The 18,135-nt window shown below is 74.4% G+C and carries 14 protein-coding genes; 1 reads left to right on the forward strand and 13 read right to left on the reverse strand.

Annotation, left to right across the window (positions count from 1 at the left end):
• Positions 1 to 76 precede the first annotated feature (76 nt).
• The 6 genes from cobC to cobM are packed head-to-tail and all read right to left on the reverse strand — an operon-like array spanning position 77 to position 6,454.
• Entirely contained in the window at positions 77 to 1,144 is a 1,068-nt protein-coding gene (gene cobC / locus ACWC94_RS25500; protein ID WP_450799326.1) for an Rv2231c family pyridoxal phosphate-dependent protein CobC, read from the reverse strand.
• Positions 1,134 to 2,057, reverse strand: a complete 924-nt coding sequence (locus tag ACWC94_RS25505; RefSeq protein ID WP_450799327.1) for a sirohydrochlorin chelatase — start codon at positions 2,055 to 2,057, stop codon at positions 1,134 to 1,136. Before ACWC94_RS25505 ends, cobC begins: the two co-directional genes overlap by 11 nt.
• A complete protein-coding gene (locus ACWC94_RS25510; protein WP_450799328.1) occupies positions 2,054 to 2,641 on the reverse strand; it encodes a precorrin-8X methylmutase in 588 nt (195 codons plus the stop codon). The genes ACWC94_RS25505 and ACWC94_RS25510 overlap by 4 nt, the downstream gene beginning before the upstream one ends.
• Complete coding sequence (cobJ, locus tag ACWC94_RS25515; protein ID WP_450799329.1) at positions 2,638 to 4,329, reverse strand: precorrin-3B C(17)-methyltransferase; 1,692 nt, start codon at positions 4,327 to 4,329, stop codon at positions 2,638 to 2,640. The genes ACWC94_RS25510 and cobJ overlap by 4 nt, the downstream gene beginning before the upstream one ends.
• Positions 4,326 to 5,639, reverse strand: a complete 1,314-nt coding sequence (gene cbiE, locus ACWC94_RS25520) for a precorrin-6y C5,15-methyltransferase (decarboxylating) subunit CbiE (protein WP_450799330.1) — start codon at positions 5,637 to 5,639, stop codon at positions 4,326 to 4,328. The genes cobJ and cbiE overlap by 4 nt, the downstream gene beginning before the upstream one ends.
• Positions 5,636 to 6,454, reverse strand: coding sequence for a precorrin-4 C(11)-methyltransferase (gene cobM / locus ACWC94_RS25525; RefSeq protein WP_450799332.1), 819 nt, complete (start codon positions 6,452 to 6,454; stop codon positions 5,636 to 5,638). Before cobM ends, cbiE begins: the two co-directional genes overlap by 4 nt.
• A gap of 134 nt (positions 6,455 to 6,588) precedes the next feature.
• Here cobM and ACWC94_RS25530 point away from each other — a divergent pair, with 134 nt between their 5' ends.
• On the forward strand, positions 6,589 to 7,323 hold the full coding sequence (locus ACWC94_RS25530) for a ZIP family metal transporter (protein ID WP_450799334.1): 735 nt from the start codon (positions 6,589 to 6,591) through the stop codon (positions 7,321 to 7,323).
• Between the two features lie 23 nt (positions 7,324 to 7,346).
• Here ACWC94_RS25530 and cobI read toward each other — a convergent pair whose 3' ends face one another.
• From cobI to ACWC94_RS25565, 7 genes are read right to left on the reverse strand one after another with little or no spacing between them, the layout of a single operon-like run.
• Positions 7,347 to 8,078, reverse strand: a complete 732-nt coding sequence (gene cobI, locus ACWC94_RS25535) for a precorrin-2 C(20)-methyltransferase (RefSeq protein ID WP_450799335.1) — start codon at positions 8,076 to 8,078, stop codon at positions 7,347 to 7,349.
• Positions 8,075 to 9,424 carry a cobyrinate a,c-diamide synthase gene (locus ACWC94_RS25540; protein WP_450799336.1) on the reverse strand — a complete coding sequence of 450 codons (1,350 nt, stop codon included), beginning with the start codon at positions 9,422 to 9,424 and terminating at the stop codon, positions 8,075 to 8,077. The genes cobI and ACWC94_RS25540 overlap by 4 nt, the downstream gene beginning before the upstream one ends.
• Positions 9,421 to 10,020 (reverse strand): cob(I)yrinic acid a,c-diamide adenosyltransferase, encoded by a 600-nt coding sequence (gene cobO / locus ACWC94_RS25545; RefSeq protein ID WP_450799337.1) that lies wholly within the window; start codon positions 10,018 to 10,020, stop codon positions 9,421 to 9,423. The genes ACWC94_RS25540 and cobO overlap by 4 nt, the downstream gene beginning before the upstream one ends.
• Complete coding sequence (locus ACWC94_RS25550) at positions 10,020 to 12,011, reverse strand: putative cobaltochelatase (RefSeq protein ID WP_450799338.1); 1,992 nt, start codon at positions 12,009 to 12,011, stop codon at positions 10,020 to 10,022. The genes cobO and ACWC94_RS25550 overlap by 1 nt, the downstream gene beginning before the upstream one ends.
• Positions 12,008 to 15,661, reverse strand: coding sequence for a cobaltochelatase subunit CobN (gene cobN / locus ACWC94_RS25555; protein ID WP_450799339.1), 3,654 nt, complete (start codon positions 15,659 to 15,661; stop codon positions 12,008 to 12,010). Before cobN ends, ACWC94_RS25550 begins: the two co-directional genes overlap by 4 nt.
• On the reverse strand, positions 15,658 to 17,166 hold the full coding sequence (locus tag ACWC94_RS25560; RefSeq protein ID WP_450799340.1) for a cobyric acid synthase: 1,509 nt from the start codon (positions 17,164 to 17,166) through the stop codon (positions 15,658 to 15,660). The genes cobN and ACWC94_RS25560 overlap by 4 nt, the downstream gene beginning before the upstream one ends.
• Positions 17,163 to 18,116 (reverse strand): cobalamin biosynthesis protein, encoded by a 954-nt coding sequence (locus tag ACWC94_RS25565; RefSeq protein WP_450799341.1) that lies wholly within the window; start codon positions 18,114 to 18,116, stop codon positions 17,163 to 17,165. The genes ACWC94_RS25560 and ACWC94_RS25565 overlap by 4 nt, the downstream gene beginning before the upstream one ends.
• Between the last annotated feature and the right edge of the window lie 19 nt (positions 18,117 to 18,135).

Consider the following 18,135-nt stretch of genomic DNA (forward strand, 5'->3'; position numbering starts at 1 on the left):
CGTGCCACTCCCCGTCCGGCCGCCACGCCGGGTGGGAGGTGGCCTCCCGGCCGACCGCAGCGCGCGGCCGTGCCGGTCACGGCGCCAGGGCGGCCGACAGCGCTCGCAGGAACCCGCTCACGGTGGCCCGGTCCCGGACCGCGACCCGCACCCAGTGTTCGTCCAGCCCCGGAAACGTGTCGCCACGCCGCACGGCATAACCGAGCTCACGCAACCGGTGTCGTACAGCGGCAGCCCCCGCCATCCGGACCAGGACGAACGACGCCTCCGCGGGCTCCACCACCCGCACGCCCCGCGAGGCGAACCCGGACAACCCCGTCACCAGGTGGGCCCGGTCCGCCGCGATGCGATGCGCCGCGTGCCCCGCCTCCGCCAGCGCCCGCGGCGTCACACACGCCTCGGCCGCGGCCAGCGCGGGAGTCGACACCGGCCACAGCGGCTGGGCCCGTTCCAGTTCGGCGATGATCTCCGGGGGAGCCAGCGCGTACCCGATCCGGAGCCCGGCCAGCCCCCAGGTCTTGGTCAGGCTCCGCAGCACCACGAGACCCGGCACGTCCGTCCGTCCGGCCAGTGCCTCCCGCTCACCCGGCACCGCGTCCATGAACGCCTCGTCGACCACCAACACCCGTCCGGGGCGGGCCAGTCGGGCGATCACCTCCGCCGGATGCAGGACGGAGGTGGGGTTGGTCGGGTTCCCGATCACCACCAGATCGGCCCCCTCCGGCACCGCCGCCGGATCCAGCCGGAACCCGTCCTCCTCCCGCAGCAGCACCCGCTCCACGGTGTGCCCCGCGTCCCGCAGGGCGGCCTCCGGCTCGGTGAACTGCGGATGCACGACGACCGGGCGCCGTACCTTCAGCGCCCGCGCCAGCAGCACGAACGCCTCCGCCGCGCCGGCCGTCAGCAGCACCCGTTCCACCGGCAGCCCGTGCCGCGCCGCCACCGCCGCCCGCGCGGCCCGCCCGTCCGGGTAGGCCGCGAGGGACGACAGCGAGGCGGCGATCTCCTCCCGCAGCCACGGCGGGGGCGTGTCCGCGCGGACGTTGACGGCGAGGTCGGTCAGCCCTACCCCGTCGTCCCGCACTTCGGCGTCCCCGTGGTGCCGCAGATCGTGCCCGGACCCGGCGGTGTCGTCAGTGCGCATGGCTGTGCGAGTGCCCCCCGTGATGGTGGTGCCCATGACCGTGCCCGTGGTGGTGGCCGTCGTCGTCCGGGTGGAAGTGCGGCTGCTGCGGCAGTCCCACCTTGTCCTCGAAGCCCGGCAGCGCGATCCGGTACACGCACGAGTCGCAGTTCATGCGCAGATCGCCCTTGACGGCCTCCTCGTACCGCTCCATCACCAGGTCCAGCAGCTCCGGCTCGCGCCCGATGACGTCCGCCGAGCGCACGTCGGCCCCGGGGTGCCCGGCCGCCCACTCCTCGGTCTGCTGCCGCACCCGGTCCGGCAGGATCCCGGTGAACAGGAAGTAGGGGAGGACGACGATCCGCCGGGCCCCCAGCTTCGCGCACCGGTCCAGTCCGCTCGGCACGTCCGGCGCCGCCAGCGACACGAACGCCGTCTCCACCCCGGCGTACCCGCGCCCCTCCCACAGCAGCCGCGCCGCCTTGAACACCTCGGCGTTGGCGTCGGGGTCGGTCGAGCCGCGCCCGACCAGCAGCACGGTCACCTCCGCGGGGTCCGTGTCGCCCAGCACCTCCCGCAGCCGCCGCTCCAGCACGTTCAGCAGCGCCGGGTGCGGGCCCAGCGGGCGGCCGTAGGTGTACGAGATCCCCGGGTGCCGTTCCTTCTCACGGGCCAGCGCGGCCGGGATGTCGCCCTTGGCGTGCCCGGCGGACACCAGCATCAGCGGCACGGCGGCGAACCGCCGCACGCCCCGCTCGACCAGCTCGGTGACGGCCTCGCCGAGCGGCGGCGGGGACAGCTCGATGAAGCCGCCCGCGACGGGCAGCCCGGGGTGGCGGCGCCCCAGCTCGCGGACGAAGTCGCGGAACGCCTCGGCTCCGGCGTCGTCACGGGTGCCGTGTCCGGCGATCAGCAGGGCGGGCGGGGTGGTCACGAGGTCTCCTCAGACGAAAGGGGGTGGTACAGCAGGGCGTTGAGCGCGGCGGCGGCGACCGCCGAGCCGCCCTTCTCGGACACGTTGCTCACGGCGGGCAGCCCGCTCTCGCGCAACGCGGCCTTGGACTCGGCCGCACCGACGAAACCGACGGGCAGGCCGATGACGAGTGCGGGGGCGGCGTCCAGGGTGAGCAGCTCCTCCAGGGCGGTGGGCGCACAGCCGATCACCCACAGCGCGCCCGGCCCGACCTGCTCGTGGGCGAGCCGGACGGCGTGTGCCGAACGGGTCAGCCCGGGGCCGGACTTGGCGTCCTTCAGCCGGCACACGGTCTCCCGCCGGGTGATGCCGGCCGCGACCATCTCCACGTCCACGACGACCGGCGCCCCCGCGTGCAGCGCCGCGTGCGCCTTCACCAGGTCGTCCTCGGCCGTGACGAGGTCGGTCGCGTACTCCAGGTCGGCGGCGGAGTGGATGACCCGCTCCACCACCGCCCGGGTCAGCGGCGGGAAGTGCGAGGTGTCCAGGCGGGCCCGCAGCCGCCGGAAGGACTCCTGCTCGATGGGGTGGACCACACGGTTCACTGGGCGCCCTCCTGCGCTGTCTGCCAGCGGTAGCCGCGCGGGGTCACCATGCGGCCCGCGACGGTGCGGGTCGCGGTGTTGCCCACGGTGACGACCGTCATCATGTCCACCGTCGCCGGGTCCAGTCCGGCGAGCGTGGTCACCCGGCTCGACTCGTCCGGCCGCGAGGCGTTCCGTACGACGCCCACCGGTGTCGCCGGCTCCCGGTGCCCGGCGAGGATCGCGAGCGCCTTGGGCAGCTGCCAGTCGCGGCCCCGGGAGCGCGGGTTGTAGAAGGTCACGACGAGGTCCGCCTCGGCCGCCGCGCGTACCCGGCGTTCGATGACCTCCCACGGTGTGTGCAGGTCGGACAGGCTGATGGACACGTGGTCGTGGCCCAGCGGCGCGCCCAGGACCGCACCGGCGGCCAGCGCGGCCGTCACCCCGGGCACCCCGACCACGTCGATGTCGTCCGACGCCTCGGCGAGGGCCGGGGAGGCCATGGCGTACACGCCCGCGTCCCCGCTGCCGATCAGCGCCACCGCATGCCCCTTACGGGCCTCCGCGACCGCGGTGCGGGCCCGCTCCTCCTCGGCGCCGAGCCCCGACTCCAGTACCCGGGTGCCCGGTCGCAGCAGGTCGCGGATCTGGTCCACGTACTGGTCGAGCCCGACCAGCACCGAGGCCCGGCGCAGCTCGGCCGCCGCGCGCGGGGTGAGCAGGTCCCGGGCGCCCGGCCCGAGCCCGACCACCGCGAGCCGCCCGCGTGCCGGGCGCCGTACCACCGCGCAGGTCGCCATCGCGGGCCGCGCCTTTGACTTCCGCTTGGGCACGAGGAGTTCACCGCCGCGCAGCAGAGCCGCCGCCTCCGCCACGGAGGGTGTGCCGACGGCCGTGAGCGGCGCGTCCGACGGGTTGGGCACCTCGACCGCCGCCAGCTCCTCGGCGGAGTACGTCACCAGGGGCACCCCCAGCCGCTCGGCGGCGGCCACGATGCCCGGCTCCTCGGACTTGGCGTCCACGGTGGCGAGTTCGGCCACGGACTTCGGTGTGAGCCCCGCCTCCCGCAGCGCGTCCTCGACCAGTCCGAGGACCTCGTCCACCGGCGCGCCCTTGGACGCGCCGACCCCGACCACCAGGGACGGCGGACGCAACAGCACCTCACGCTCGCCCGGTGCGACCTCGCGGTCGGTGAGCCGGATCGTGTACGCGCCCTGCGCCGAGACCGGCAGTGGCGGCAGCGGCCACGGCACCTCCGCCTCCAGCGCGACCGGCTCGCCGTCCAGCAGGGCGCGGGAGACCAGGGCCACCGAGCCCTCGTACGGCAGCCCGAGCGTGTCCAGGCCCGCCAGTCCGACGGAGTCCGTCGCGGTCGTCACCACCGGCTCGGCCCCCAGCAACCCGCCGACGGCGCGGGCGAGTTCGTTGGCGCCGCCACCGTGTCCGCCGACCAGCGACACCGCGAACCGGCCGCCCTCGTCCACGCACACCACACCCGGGTCGGCCGTCTTGTCGCCGAGCAGCGGCGCGAGCAGCCGTACCGTCGCGCCCGTCGCCAGGAAGCACACCAGCTGCTCGCACTCCGCGAACGCGGCCCGTACCGCCTCGCCGACGGGACCCTCGTACACGCGCGTACGGTCCGGCCAGGCCGCGGCCAGCCGGTCCCGCGCCACCGCCCCCGCCGCGGTGGCGGAAATCAGGCCGATCACTGGGCAACTCCCTCACTTGGTACCGGGGTTCTCCCACCCCAGAGCAGAAACACAGGATTGGTGGCCGCGAGCCGGGTCACGTCCCCGGGCAGCGGCGCCAGCCGCGAGGACTGCAGCAGCACCCCGTCGCAGGTGAACCCGGCGGCCGTGAGCGCCTCACGGGCGGCCGGTACGCGGTCCAGCGCGGCCATGGCCACGACGACGGTCCGCCGGGCCCGCCGCGCGCACGCGGCGACGACGGCGGGCAGTTCCCGGCCGCCACCGCCGACGAACACCGCGTCGGGATCGTCGAGCGCGTCCAGGCACTCGGGGGCCGAGCCGTGCACCACGTCCACGTCGACCCCATGGGCGTGCGCGTTGGCGCGGATCCGCTCCACCCCGTCCGCCGCCTTCTCCACGGCGACGACGGCCGCGCCGAGCCGCGCGCACTCCACCGCCACCGAGCCCGAGCCGGCGCCCACGTCCCACACCAGGTCGCCCAGCCGCGGCCCCAGCCGGGCCAGCGCCAGCGCCCGCACCTCGAACTTGGTGATCATCGAGTCGCGGTGGGCGAACGCACCCTCGTCCAGCGCCCACCGGGCCGGTCCGGCCGGGGGCCCGGCGACCGTACGCACGCCGCCGAGGGCGCGTGCCTCGTCGAGGCACAGGACCACGCTGACGTCCGAGCCCCACTCCCGGGCGGCGGCCTCGGCGGGCGTGACCCGTTCGACGCGCTCCCGCGCGGAGCCGAGGGCGGAGGCGACGACGAGGACGCGCCCGCGGGGCCCGGCCCCCCGCTCGGCGGGTTCGGCGGCCGGGGCCGCCACCGGCTCGGGCGACGGGCTTCCCGGCGTCCGCGGGCCGTGCAGCAGCGCCGCCCCCAGTTCCGCCGGACCCGCGCCCGGCCCCGTCAGCACCGCCACCTTGGGCCGTGCGCGGCACACGTTGACCGCCGTGCGCAGATCCCTGCCGTGCGCGCTGACGACCACGGCGTCGTCCCACGGCAGCCCCGCCCGCGCGAACGCGGCGGCGACCGACGAGACACCGGGCCGCACGTCCAGCCGCCGCGACCCGAACCGCTCGGCCAGCACCCGCACGATCCCGAAGAACCCCGGGTCGCCCGAGGCCAGTACGACGACCCGGCCCTCCTTCTCCAGATGCCGATCGACGGCATCCAGCGCCGGCGCCAGCGGCCCCAGCACGACCCGCTCGGCGCCGTCGGGCAGCCGTACCGCGTCCAGGTGCCGGCGCCCGCCGACCACCAGCGCGGCGCCCGCGAGGACGTCCTCGGCGACCGGCGCGCCCGTCCCCGTGCCGACGACCGTGATCAACTCTTCGCCCTCTGCTCGCGCAGGGCCCGCCGGGCCTCCGGGTCGGCCTTGCGGTACCCGTGGAAGTGCCCGGGGTGGTACAGGTGCGAGCGGGTGCCGTGCGCGTCCAGCGCCGGACCGACCAGGAAGAGCGTGTGCTTCCAGAGCTTGTGTTCCTTGACCGTCTCCTCCAGCGTGCCGACCGTGCAGCGCACGATCAGTTCCTCCGGCCAGGTCGCCTGGTAGGCGACGACCACCGGCGTGTCCGTCGGATAGCCGCCCTCCAGCAGCTCGCGCACCAGCTGCCCGCTGCGCGCCGCCGACAGGAAGACCGCCATGGTGGTGCCGTGCCGGGCGAACTCGCGCACCTCCTCGCCGGGCGGCATCGGCGTCTTGCCGCCGCCCAGCCGGGTGAGGACGACGGACTGCGCGACCTCGGGGATGGTCAGCTCGCGCTGCGCGAGCGCGGCGACGGCGGAGAAGGACGAGACCCCCGGGACGACCTCCGTGGCGATGCCGATCTCCGCGCACCGGTCCAGCTGCTCCTGCGTACCGCCCCACAGGGCCGGGTCGCCGGAGTGGATCCGGGCCACCTTGCGGCCCTCGGCGTGGGCGCGCCGGTAGACGGCGACGACGTCCTCCAGGGACATGGTCGCCGAGTCCAGGACCTGCGCGTCCTCGCGCGCGTGCGCGAGGACCTCCTCCTGGACCAGGCTCGCCGCCCAGATCACCACGTCCGCCTCCGCGATCGCGCGCGCGGCACGGAACGTCAGCAGGTCGGCGGCGCCGGGGCCGGCACCGACGAACGTCACCTTGCCGGTGGGGGCATCGGCCATGGGAGGGGTCCTCTCGTACGGGAACTGCGGGGAGGGCGGAAACAGAAGTCGGAATCAGTGAAATGTCAGGGTCTGGGACGGTGCGATCGGTGCCGGATGTGCGCGAAGGTGCCTTCATCGGATAGCAAGGGCCCATGGCGGTCTTCGTCGCGCTCGGCGCGTTCCTGATGACGCTGGCCGGCGGCTGGACGGCACAGCGCGTGACCGACCGTCGGCACCTGGTCCTGGGACTGGCCGGCGGTCTGATGCTGGGCGTGGTCGGCCTGGACCTGCTGCCGGAGGCGCTGCACGCGGCCCACCGCGAGGTCTTCGGCGTACCCGCCGCCCTGCTGCTGTTCGTGACCGGATTCCTGCTGGCCCACCTGGTGGAGCGGACCCTGGCCGCCCGGCAGGCCGCGCACGGCGGCGCCGAGGGGCACAACCACCGCGCGCCCGAGGTGGGCCTGACGGCGGCCGGAGCCATGGTGGGGCACAGCGCCATGGACGGCGTGGCGATCGGCGCCGCCTTCCAGGTGGGCGGCGGCATGGGCACGGCCGTCGCGCTCGCCGTGATCGCGCACGACTTCGCGGACGGCTTCAACACCTTCACCCTCACGAGCCTGTACGGCAACGCCCGCCGCCGTGCGATCGCCATGCTGGTCGCCGACGCGTGCGCGCCCCTGCTCGGAGCGCTGTCGACCGCCTTCTTCCACATCCCCGAGCCGGTGCTCGGCGGCTATCTCGGCCTCTTCGGCGGTGTACTGCTCTATCTCGCCGCCGCCGAGATCCTGCCCGAGGCCCACCACGAGCACCCGGCCCGCTCCACCCTGCTGTGCACGGTGGCGGGCGCGGCCTTCATCTGGCTGGTGGTCGGCCTCTCCGGCGGCTGATCCGACCGGCCGGCCCGGGCGCCTCACAGCTTCCCGCCCCGTCCGCCGTCCCGCCGCGGGGGCGCGATCAGTGTCGACAGATACGGCAACGGCGTCCCGTCCAGCTCACCGGCCGGCCGCACCGACTCCTCCGGCAGCCCCAGCGCCGAACCCCACACGGCGTCCCCCAGCCGCCCGGTCTCCCGCAGCGCCTCGGCGACCTCGGCGGCCTGACGCCCGAACTTGTACGCCACGACGGTCCCGGGTCCGGCCAACGCGTCCTTGAGCACGGCGGACCCGGCGGTGACCGGTACGAGGGTCAGCGGCTCGGTGCCCTCGGTCAGCACGGCACCGGACCGCGCCGCCAGATCCTGCATGGCGGTGATCCCGGGCACGGTCTCCACGACGACGTCCGGCACCAGTTCCACGAGGGTCTGCGCGAGATACGTGAACGTGGAGTACACGTTCGGATCGCCGATGGTGGCGAACGCGACGGATCCGTGCGCTGCGAGGAGCTCGGCCACCCGCCCGCCCGCCGCGTCCCAGGCGGCTTCCCGGCGCGCCCGGTCGGTCCGCTCGTTCAGCGCGAACACCACCCGGACGACCTTGTCCTCGGAGACGTAGTGCAACACGGTCGCCTCGGCCCGCCCCCGCTCCCCGGTGTCCATGACGGGGACGACGACGACATCGGCGGCCCGCAGCGCGTTGACCCCCTTGACGGTCACCAGCTCCGGATCCCCGGGACCGACCCCGACCCCGACCAGCCTGCTGCTCATGACGTCCGGCACCTCTCCACGAACCGACGGGCGACACCGGGCTCGGACGCCCAGTGCGTGTGCAGGTAACTCGCGTGCACGCCCTGCTGTACGAAACCTTCGACCCGCCGTACGGGCGCCCGCACGCCCCAGGCGGGAGCCGTGCCGGCGCCGGGCTCGACGACCGTGCGGTGGAACTCGTGCCCCCGCATCCGGGTCCCCGCGGCGGCCAGCACACTGTCGCCGACGGCCACGGCGTCCCGGTAGCCGAGAGTGAGCCGTTCCGTCATGCGCGCGGTGGCGTCCAGGACCCCGCACATCGGCTGTCCGTCCAGCTCCCGGCACAGATAGAGCAGCCCGGCGCACTCGGCGGCGACGGGAGCACCGCTCAGGGCGAGTTCGGCGACGGCCTCGCGCAGTGGTTCGTTGGCGGACAGCTCGGCGGCGTACACCTCGGGGAAACCGCCGCCGACGACCAACCCGGCCGTGCCCTCGGGCAGTTGCTCGTCCCGCAGGGGATCGAAGGTGACGACCTCGGCCCCGGCGGCGGTGAGCAGCTCGGCGTGCTCGGCGTAGGAGAAGGTGAACGCGGACCCGCCGGCCACGGCGACCACCTCACGCTTCCCCGTCGGGGTGACGGGCGGTTCCCAAGGAGCGCATGACAGGTCTCCCGCACTCCGTGCCAGTCGCAGCAGAGCGTCGAGATCGCACCCCCGCTCCACCTGAGCGGCCATCGCCGCCACCGCGTCCACCGCGTCGGACCGCCGCTCGGCCACCGGCACCAACCCCAGATGCCGAGACGGCGTATCCACCCGCGGCACCCGCCGCAGCACACCCAGCACCGGCACTCCGGAGGAGTCCAGCGCCTCCCTGAGCAACTCCTCGTGCCGGTCGGAGCCCACCTTGTTCAGGATCACGCCCCCGACCCGCACCTGCGGGTCCCAGGAGGCGAACCCGTGCACCAGCGCCGCCACCGACCGCGACTGCGACGACGCGTCGACCACCAGCACCACCGGCGCCCGCAGCAGCTTGGCCACATGGGCGGTGGAGGCCAGCTCGCCTTCCCCCGCCGCCCCGTCGTACAGCCCCATCACGCCCTCGACCACGGCCAGGTCACATCCCCGCGCCCCGTGCAGGAACAGCGGAGCGACCAGCTCCGGCCCGCACAGGTACGCGTCCAGGTTGCGCCCCACCCGCCCGGTGGCGAGCGCGTGGTACCCGGGGTCGATGTAGTCCGGCCCGGCCTTGTGCGGGGACACGGCGAGCCCCCGCGCGGCGAACGCGGCCATCAGCCCCGTGGCGACGGTGGTCTTGCCGCTGCCCGAGGAGGGCGCGGCGATGACCAGCCGAGGCACCGACGACGTCACCACTCGATGCCCTTCTGGCCCTTCTGGCCCACGTCCATGGGGTGCTTGACCTTGGACATGTCGGTCACGAGATCCGCGAACCCCACCAGCTTCTCCGGCGCGTTGCGCCCGGTGATCACCACATGCTGGGTGCCGGGCCGGTTCCGCAGCACGTCGACGACCTCGTCCGTGTCCACCCATCCCCAGTGCATCGGGTAGGCGAACTCGTCCAGCACGTACAGCCGGTACGTCTCGGCGGCCAGGTCCCGCTTGACCTGCTCCCAGCCCTCCCGGGCCTTGTCCTCGTTGTCCATCTGCGCGTCCCGCTGCACCCAGGACCAGCCCTCGCCCATCTTGTGCCAGTCGACGGTCCCGCCCTCGCCGGAGGCGCCGAGCACCCGCAGGGCGTTCTCCTCGCCGACCTTCCACTTCGCCGACTTGACGAACTGGAACACCCCGATGGGCCACCCCTGGTTCCAGGCGCGCAGCGCGAGCCCGAACGCGGCGGTGGACTTGCCCTTGCCGATGCCCGTGTGCACGACGACCAGCGGACGGTTGCGGCGCTGACGGGTCGTCAGGCCGTCGTCCGGTACGACACTCGGCTGTCCCTGCGGCATTACGCGGCCCTCCTCTGTACGTCCTTCACCAGCCCGGCGATCGAGTCCGCCCGCAACTCGTCGAGCGTCACCGCCGTACCGCCCAGCTCACCCGCGAGCTGTCCGGCGAGCCCGAGCCGTACCGGCCCCGACTCGCAGTCCACGACCACCGAGGCGACCGACTCGGCCGCGAACAGCCGCGCCGCACGCCCGGCGAGGGCGACCGGCTCGGGGCCGCCGGTGGCCCGCCCGTCGGTCACCACGACCACGAGCGCCCGCCGCGCCGGATCCCGCAGCCGCTCCACGCGCAGCACCTCGTGCGCCTTGAGCAGCCCGGCCGCGAGCGGCGTACGGCCACCGGTCGGCAGCGACTCCAGCCGGGCCGCCGCCGCGTCCACGGAGGAGGTCGGCGGCAGCGCGACCTCCGCGGCCGATCCCCGGAAGGTCACCAGCCCGACCTTGTCCCGCCGCTGGTAGGCATCGAGGAGCAGCGACAGCACGGCACCCTTCACGGCGCTCATCCGCTGCCGCGCCGCCATCGACCCCGAGGCGTCCACGACGAACAGCACGAGGTTGCCCTCGCGTCCCTCCCGGGTCGCCTGCCGCAGATCGTCCCGGCGGACCACCAGCCCCGGCCCGGACCGGCCGCGCGCCCGCTGGTGCGGGGCCGCGGCCTGCACGGTGGCGGCCAGGTGCAGCTTGGTCAGCGCGCCCCGGGGCCGCCGGGCCCCGGTCGTGCGCCCGTGCTCGGTCCGCGCCCGCGAGCGCCGCCCCGCCGCACCCTCGCCGATCCCGGGCACGCTCAGCACCTTGGCCCGGAACGGCTCGGCGGCCCGTACGGCCGACTGCTCCCGCGCGCCGGACACCTGCGGTTCCCCGCCCTCACCGGCCTCCGGCCGCGCGGCGGTGTCCCCGCCCCCCTGCGGCCCGGAATCGGGCTGCGGCCGACCGCCGCCCCCGCCGGGACCGTCCGGATCGGGATCGTCGTCGCTCTCGTCCTCCCCGGAGAACTGCTCCAGCGTCTCGTCCAGCTTGTCCTCGTCCAGGCCCGGCGCGTCGAACGGGTTCCGCCGGCGCCGGTGCGGCAGCGCCAGCAGCGCCGCCTGCCGGACGTCCTCCGCGAGGACGTCCGTCCGCCCGGCCCATGCGGCCAGCGCGGTCGCCGTACGCGCCATCACGATGTCGGCGCGCATGCCGTCCACCTCGAAGGCCGCGCACGTCGCCGCGATCTGCCTGAGCGCACCGTCGCCGAGCCGCACCCGCGGCAGCAACGCCCGTGCCGCCACGATCCGTTGCCGTACGCCGGCCTCCTCCTCGGCCCACCGGGCGGCGAACGCGGCCGGATCGTCGTCGTACGCCAGCCGGCGCCGCACCACCTCGACCCGCTGGTCCGGCTCCCGCGAGGCCGCGACCTCCACCGTCAGTCCGAACCGGTCCAGGAGCTGGGGCCTGAGCTCTCCCTCCTCGGGGTTCATGGTGCCCACGAGCAGGAACCGGGCCGCGTGCCGTACCGAGACGCCCTCCCGCTCCACGTACGACGCACCCATCGCCGCCGCGTCCAGCAGCAGGTCGACCAGGTGGTCGTGGAGCAGGTTGACCTCGTCGACGTACAGGATCCCGCGGTGCGCGTCGGCCAGCAGGCCCGGCTCGAACGCCTTCACGCCCTCGGCGAGGGCCCGCTCGATGTCCAGGGCGCCGACCAGCCGGTCCTCGGAGGCGCCGACGGGCAGCTCGACCATCCGGGCCGGGCGCGCCGTACCGGGCCCCGGCTCGTGCGGCCCGTCCGGGCAGGACGGATCCGGTGCCGCCGGGTCGCAGGAGAACCGGCACCCGGGGACGACGGCCACCTCCGGCAGCAGCGCCGACAGAGCACGTACGGCCGTGGACTTGGCCGTGCCCTTCTCACCGCGCACCAGCACCCCGCCCACCGCCGGGGACACGGCGTTCAGCAGCAGCGCGAGCCGCAGGTCGTCCTGGCCGACAACGGCCGTAAAGGGGAAGGGGGTCGTCACTGGTCGTCGCCCTCCAAGTCGCCTTCCAGCTCCAGGTAGGTGGCGCGCAGCCGCTCCAGGGTGTCCGCGTCCGGCTCGGCCCACAGGCCCCGGTCGGCCGCCTCCAGCAGCCGCTCGGCGATGCCGCGCAGCGCCCACGGGTTGGACTTCTTCATGAAGTCCCGGTTCTCCGGGTCGAAGACGTACTCCGCGCTGAGCTTCTCGTACATCCAGTCGTCGACCACGCCCGCCGTGGCGTCGTAGCCGAACAGGTAGTCCACGGTCGCCGCCATCTCGAAGGCGCCCTTGTAGCCGTGCCGGCGCATGGCCGCCATCCAGCGCGGGTTGACCACCCGGGCCCGGAAGACGCGGTGCGTCTCCTCGCCCAGCGTGCGGGTCCTCACCTGGTCCGGTACGGCACTGTCGCCCACGTAGGCCTCGGGGTTGGCGCCGGTCAGATGCCGGACCATGGCGACCATGCCGCCGTGGTACTGGAAGTAGTCGTCCGCGTCGACCAGGTCGTGCTCGCGGGTGTCGACGTTCTTCGCGGCGACCGCGATCCGCTTGAACGCGGTCTCCATGTCCCCGCGCGCCGCCCGCCCGTCGAGCCCGCGCCCGTACGCGTACCCGCCCCAGACGGCGTAGACCTCGGCCAGGTCCGCGTCGCTGCGCCAGTTGCGGGCGTCGATCAGCGGCAGCAGACCGGCGCCGTAGGCCCCCGGCTTCGAGCCGAAGACCCGGGCCGTGGCGCGCCGCCGGTCGCCGTGCTCGGCGGTGTCCTCGTCGGCGTGCGCCCGCACGTAGTTGGACTCCGCCGGCTCGTCCAGCTCGGCCACCGCCCGCACCGCGTCGTCGATCAGCCCGACGACGTGCGGGAACGCGTCCCGGAAGAACCCGGAGATACGGACCGTGACGTCGATGCGGGGCCGCCCGAGCTCCGCCGGCGGGACGATCTCGAAGCCGGTGACCCGGCGCGAGGCGTCGTCCCACACCGGACGGCAGCCCAGCAGCGCCAGGATCTCGGCGATGTCGTCGCCCTGGGTGCGCATCGCGGACGTGCCCCACACCGTCAGGCCGACGGACTTCGGGTACTCACCCGTGTCCTGCAGATACCGCTGCACCAGCGAGTCGGCGAGCGACTGGCCGACCTCCCAGCTCAGCCTGGACGGAATGGCCTTGGGGTCGACCGAGTAGAAGTTCCGGCCGGTCGGCAGCACGTTGACCAGGCCCCGGGTCGGCGAACCCGACGGACCCGCCGGGACGTAACCGCCGTCCAGCGCCCGCAGGATGTGCCCGATCTCGTCCGTGGTCCTCGCCAGCCGCGGTACGACCTCGTCGCACGCGAACTCCAGCACGGACACGGCCTCCGCAAGTTCGGTGCCGAGCACGCCCCGCAGGACGGCACGGACGACCCCACGGTCCCACTCCCGCGCCTCCATGCCCTCCGCGATCCGCCGGCACAGCTGCTCCAGCAGGTCGATCGCGTCGGAGGCCGTGCGCGCCGGCCCCTCCGCCAGGTCCGTCAGCTCCACCGGCACCTTCACCGGCGCACCGGGCTGGGCCAGCAGGTCCTTCTCGTCCAGCCCGAAATGGGCCGCCAGCGAGGACCGGAGCCCCGGCAGGGCGTTCGCCTGCCCGCCCCACACCTGCGAGGCGCGCAGCACGGCGAGGACCAGGTTCACGCGCGGTTCGGCGACCGGGCCGCCGCCCAGGACGTGCAGACCGTCGCGGATCTGCACGTCCTTGATCTCGCACAGATAGCCGTCGATGTGCATGACGAACTCGTCGAACGCGTCGTCGTCCGGCTGCTCGTCCACATGCAGGTCGTGGTGCAGCTCGGCCGCCTTGACCAGCGTCCAGATCTGGGCGCGGACGGCCGGGGCCTTCGTCGGGTCCAGGTCGGAGACGAGCGCGTACTCGTCCAGCAGCTGCTCCAGCTTGGCGAGGTCGCCGTAGGTGTCGGCGCGGGCCATCGGCGGCACCAGGTGGTCGACCACCGTGGCGTGCCCGCGCCGCTTGGCCTGGGTGCCCTCGCCGGGGTCGTTGACGATGAACGGGTAGATCAGCGGCAGGTCACCGAGCACCGCGTCCGGAGCGCACCCCGCGCTCAGGCCGAGCCCCTTGCCCGGCAGCCACTCCATCGTGCCGTGCTTGCCCATGTGCACGATCGCGTCCGCGCCGAAACTGTTCTCCAGCCAGCGGTAGGCGGCCATGTAGTGGTGCGAGGGGGGCATGTCGGGGTCGTGGTAGATCGCGATCGGGTTCTCGCCGAAACCGCGCGGCGGCTGGATCATCACGACGACGTTCCCGAACCGGAGCGACGCCAGCACGATGTCGTCACCGTCGACGTAGAGACTGCCCGGCGGCTCGCCCCACGCCTCGGTCATCGCGTCCCGCAGCTCCGGGTCCAGCTTCTCGAACCACGCCCGGTAGTCGGCCAGCGGCACGCGCGCGGGCGCCGCCGCCAGCTGCTCCTCGGTGAGCCACTCCACGTCATGGCCGCCGGCCTCGATCAGCCGGTGGATCAGCTCGTCGCCGCCGGAGGGGTACTCGGTGAGTGCGTAACCGGCGTCCCGGAGGGCGTCCAGCACCCGCACCGCCGACGCGGGCGTGTCCAGACCGACCGCGTTGCCGACCCGGGAGTGCTTGGTCGGGTACGCCGTGAAGACCAGCGCGACCTTCTTCTCGGCGTTCGGCTTGTGCTTCAACCGGGCGTGGCGCAGGGCGATCCCGGCCACCCGCGCGGCCCGTTCCGGGTCGGCGAGGTACACGGGGACCTCGTCCGGGCCCTGCTCCTTGAAGGAGAACGGCACGGTGATCAGACGCCCGTCGAACTCCGGGATCGCGACCTGCATCGCCGCGTCCATGGGGGACAGGGCGGCGTCGGAGTCCTCCCACGCGGCCCGCGAGGAGGTCAGGCACAGGCCCTGCAGCACCGGGATGTCCAGATCCGCGAGGGCCCCGATGTCCCAGGACTCCTCGTCGCCGCCCGCCGACGCCTGCGAGGCGTGGGTGCCGCCGGCCGCGAGCACCGTGGCGACCAGCACGTCGGCCTTCGCCAGCAACTCGTACAGCCCGGCGTCCGCGCCGCGCAGCGAACCGCAGTAGACGGGCAGGGCGTTGGCGCCCTCCGCCTCGACCGCCTCGCACAGGGTGTCCACGAAGGCGGTGTTGCCGCTCAGTTCGTGCGCTCGGTAGAAGAGCACGCCCACGGTCGGCCGGCCGCCCTGGACCCGGTACGAGCCGTGGACGCCGTACTCCGGCATCTTCCGCGGCTCCTCGAAGCCCTCACCGGTCAGCAGCACGGTGTCCGACAGGAACCGGGACAGCTCCAGCAGGTTCGCGGGGCCGCCCTCGACCAGGTACTTCAGCGCCTCCGCCACCACACCGGCCGGCACCGACGACTCGGCCATCAGCTCGGCGTCGGGGACGGCCTCGCCGCCCAGCAGCACGGTCGGGATCCCGGCCGCCTTCAGCGCGGCGAGCCCCTCCTCCCAGGCGCGCTTGCCGCCCAGCAGCCGTACGACGGCCAGGTCGGCCCCGTCGAGCAGGCGCGGCAGCTCCTCGCGGACGTCCACCCGGGTCGGGTTGCCGATGCGGTAGTCCGCGCCGGAGGCCCGGGCCGCCAGCAGATCCGTGTCGGCGGTCGACAACAACAACACTGTGCTCATGCGGGCGCTCCCGGTGGAATGAAAGGCAGTCCTTGCGGCGCGCCCGACTCGATGAGCCGCCAGAGCGCGTCCGTGTCCGCGTGCTGTTCGATCAGGTCGCCGAGCCGGTCGAGCTGCTCCTCGCGCAGCGCGGCGAAGGAGGTGTCGGGCGCCGGCACGAAGCGGCGGCCCGCGGCGGCGGCCACCTCGCGCAGGAAGGCCCGCCGGAAGCCGTCCGACTCCAGCGAACCGTGCCAGTGCGTGCCCCAGGTCCGGCCGACCCGGCAGCCGTCCAGGAAGGCCTCACCGCCGTCGACTTCGGCGACACCGTGGTGGATCTCGTACCCCTCGACCCGCTCGCCGAGAGCCTCTCCGGCCGGCCGGGTCAGGGTCTTCTCGCGGGCGAACCGCACCCGCACGGGCAGCACACCGAGCCCGTCGACGGTGCCGGCGCGTGACTCGACCTCGTCCTCGATGCGTTCGCCGAGGATCTGGAAGCCGCCGCAGATACCGAGGACCGGGCGTCCTTCGGCGGCACGCCGGACGAGCGCGTCCGCGAGGCCCCGCTCCCGCAGCCACGCGAGCGCCCGTACGGTCCCGCGCGTGCCCGGAACGACGACCAGGTCGGCGTCCGCCAGTTCCTCCGGACGGTCCACGAACCGCACCACGACACCCGGTTCGGCGGCCAGCGCGTCCACGTCCGTGAAGTTGGACATCAGCGGGATCGCGCACACGGCGACCCGCAGCACGTCCTCGCCGACGGGCGGGATCACGGTGGACTCCCGGACGGTGCCGCGCAGGGACACGCGCAGTCCGTCCTCCTCGTCGATACCGAGACCGTGCCGGAAGGGGAGCACGCCGTACGTCCGCCGCCCGGTCAGGCCGTGGAGCATCTCCAGCCCGGGTTCCAGCAGGCCGGCATCGCCCCGGAACTTGTTCACCAGGAACCCGGCGACCAGCTCCTGGTCCTCGGGCGACAGCAGGGCGACGGTCCCGAAGAAGGACGCGAAGACGCCCCCGCGGTCGATGTCGCCCACCACCAGCACCGGCAGGCGCGCACGGCGCGCGATCCCCATGTTCACGATGTCGGTCCGGCGCAGATTGATCTCGGCCGGGCTGCCCGCACCCTCACAGATCACCGCGTCATACGTGCCCCGCAACTCGGCCAGGCAGTCCAGCACGGGACCGAGGAGCTTCTGCTGACGCCCCCCGTGGTACCCGCGCGCGCTCAGCTCGCCCACCGGCTTGCCCAGCAGTACGACCTGGCTGCTCTGCTCGCCGCCCGGCTTGAGCAGCACCGGGTTCATCAGCGCGGTCGGTTCGATCCGGCACGCCTGGGCCTGCATGGCCTGGGCCCGCCCGATCTCCGCGCCCTGACGGGTCACGAAGGAGTTGAGCGACATGTTCTGCGCCTTGAACGGCGCGACCTTCACGCCCTGGCGCACCAGCCACCGGCAGATCCCGGCCGTCACGACGCTCTTGCCGGCGTCGGAGGTGGTGCCGGCGACGAGGAGACCCCCGCTCACTTGCCACGTCCCTTCAGGCTCTTGACGAGGTGGCGCGCGGCGACCGTGGTGCCGAGCGCGAGGAGGCCGACGCGGCGGGAGAGCCGTACGGCCCGGTCGATGTCGGTGGCCCGGACGGCCCGCCCGGTGTCCCCGTTCAGCACGGGCCGGTGCTCGACCCGGCCGCCGTAGGAGAGCGTGCCGCCCAGGCGTACGCCGAGGGCGCCGGCGAAGGAGGCTTCGACGGGACCGGCGTTGGGGCTCGGGTGCTCGCGGGCGTCGGCCTTCCAGGCGCGCAGGGCCCCCCGGGGGTCGGGTCCGGCCGTGGCGGCGAGTACGGCGGTCAGCCGCGCCCCCGGCCAGCCGGCCAGGTCGTCGAGCCGGGCGGAGGCCCAGCCGTAGCGCCGGTACCGGCGGGACTTGTGACCCACCATGGCGTCCAGGGTGTTGACCGCCCGGAACCCGAGCAGCCCCGGGACCCCGGCCACGGCCCCCCACACCAGCGCCCCCACGACGGCGTCGGAGGTGTTCTCGGCGACCGACTCGACGACCGCCCGGGCGATCCCGTCGGCGTCCAGTGCCTGTGGGTCCCGGCCGCACAGATGCGGCAGCCGTGCCCGTGCCGCCTCGACGTCCCCGGCCTCCAGCGCACGCCCGATCGTGCGGGCCTCGCGGGCGAGTGACGTACCGCCGACGACCGCCCAGGTGGCCGCGGCGGTCAGCGCGAGGGTGGCGGTGGGGGAGGGGCGTACAGCGCGTGCGGCCACCGTGCCGAGTGTGACGGCGCCTCCGGCGCACACGACGGTGTGCAGGGCGCCCCAGCCGCGGTGGTCGTGCCACAACGCGCGGTCCACGGCAGCGGCCGCCCGCCCGAACGCGGCGACCGGATGACCACGGCGGGGGTCGCCGAGGAGCAGGTCACCGAGAAGGCCGGCGGCGGCGCCGTACGCGTACATGCGATCGGCACCCATCGGCTCAGCCGGCCGTGGG

This window comes from Streptomyces sp. NPDC001135, assembly GCF_053598395.1.

Bases quoted from the DNA above. Each gene is read 5' to 3' on its own strand.
- cobC (WP_450799326.1), bottom strand. From the start codon at position 1,144: ATGCGCACTGACGACACCGCCGGGTCCGGGCACGATCTGCGGCACCAC.
- cobM (WP_450799332.1), bottom strand. From the start codon at position 6,454: ATGGCCGATGCCCCCACCGGCAAGGTGACGTTCGTCGGTGCCGGCCCC.
- ACWC94_RS25530 (WP_450799334.1), top strand. From the start codon at position 6,589: ATGGCGGTCTTCGTCGCGCTCGGCGCGTTCCTGATGACGCTGGCCGGC.
- cobI (WP_450799335.1), bottom strand. From the start codon at position 8,078: ATGAGCAGCAGGCTGGTCGGGGTCGGGGTCGGTCCCGGGGATCCGGAG.
- cobO (WP_450799337.1), bottom strand. From the start codon at position 10,020: ATGCCGCAGGGACAGCCGAGTGTCGTACCGGACGACGGCCTGACGACC.
- cobN (WP_450799339.1), bottom strand. From the start codon at position 15,661: ATGAGCACAGTGTTGTTGTTGTCGACCGCCGACACGGATCTGCTGGCG.
- ACWC94_RS25565 (WP_450799341.1), bottom strand. From the start codon at position 18,116: ATGGGTGCCGATCGCATGTACGCGTACGGCGCCGCCGCCGGCCTTCTC.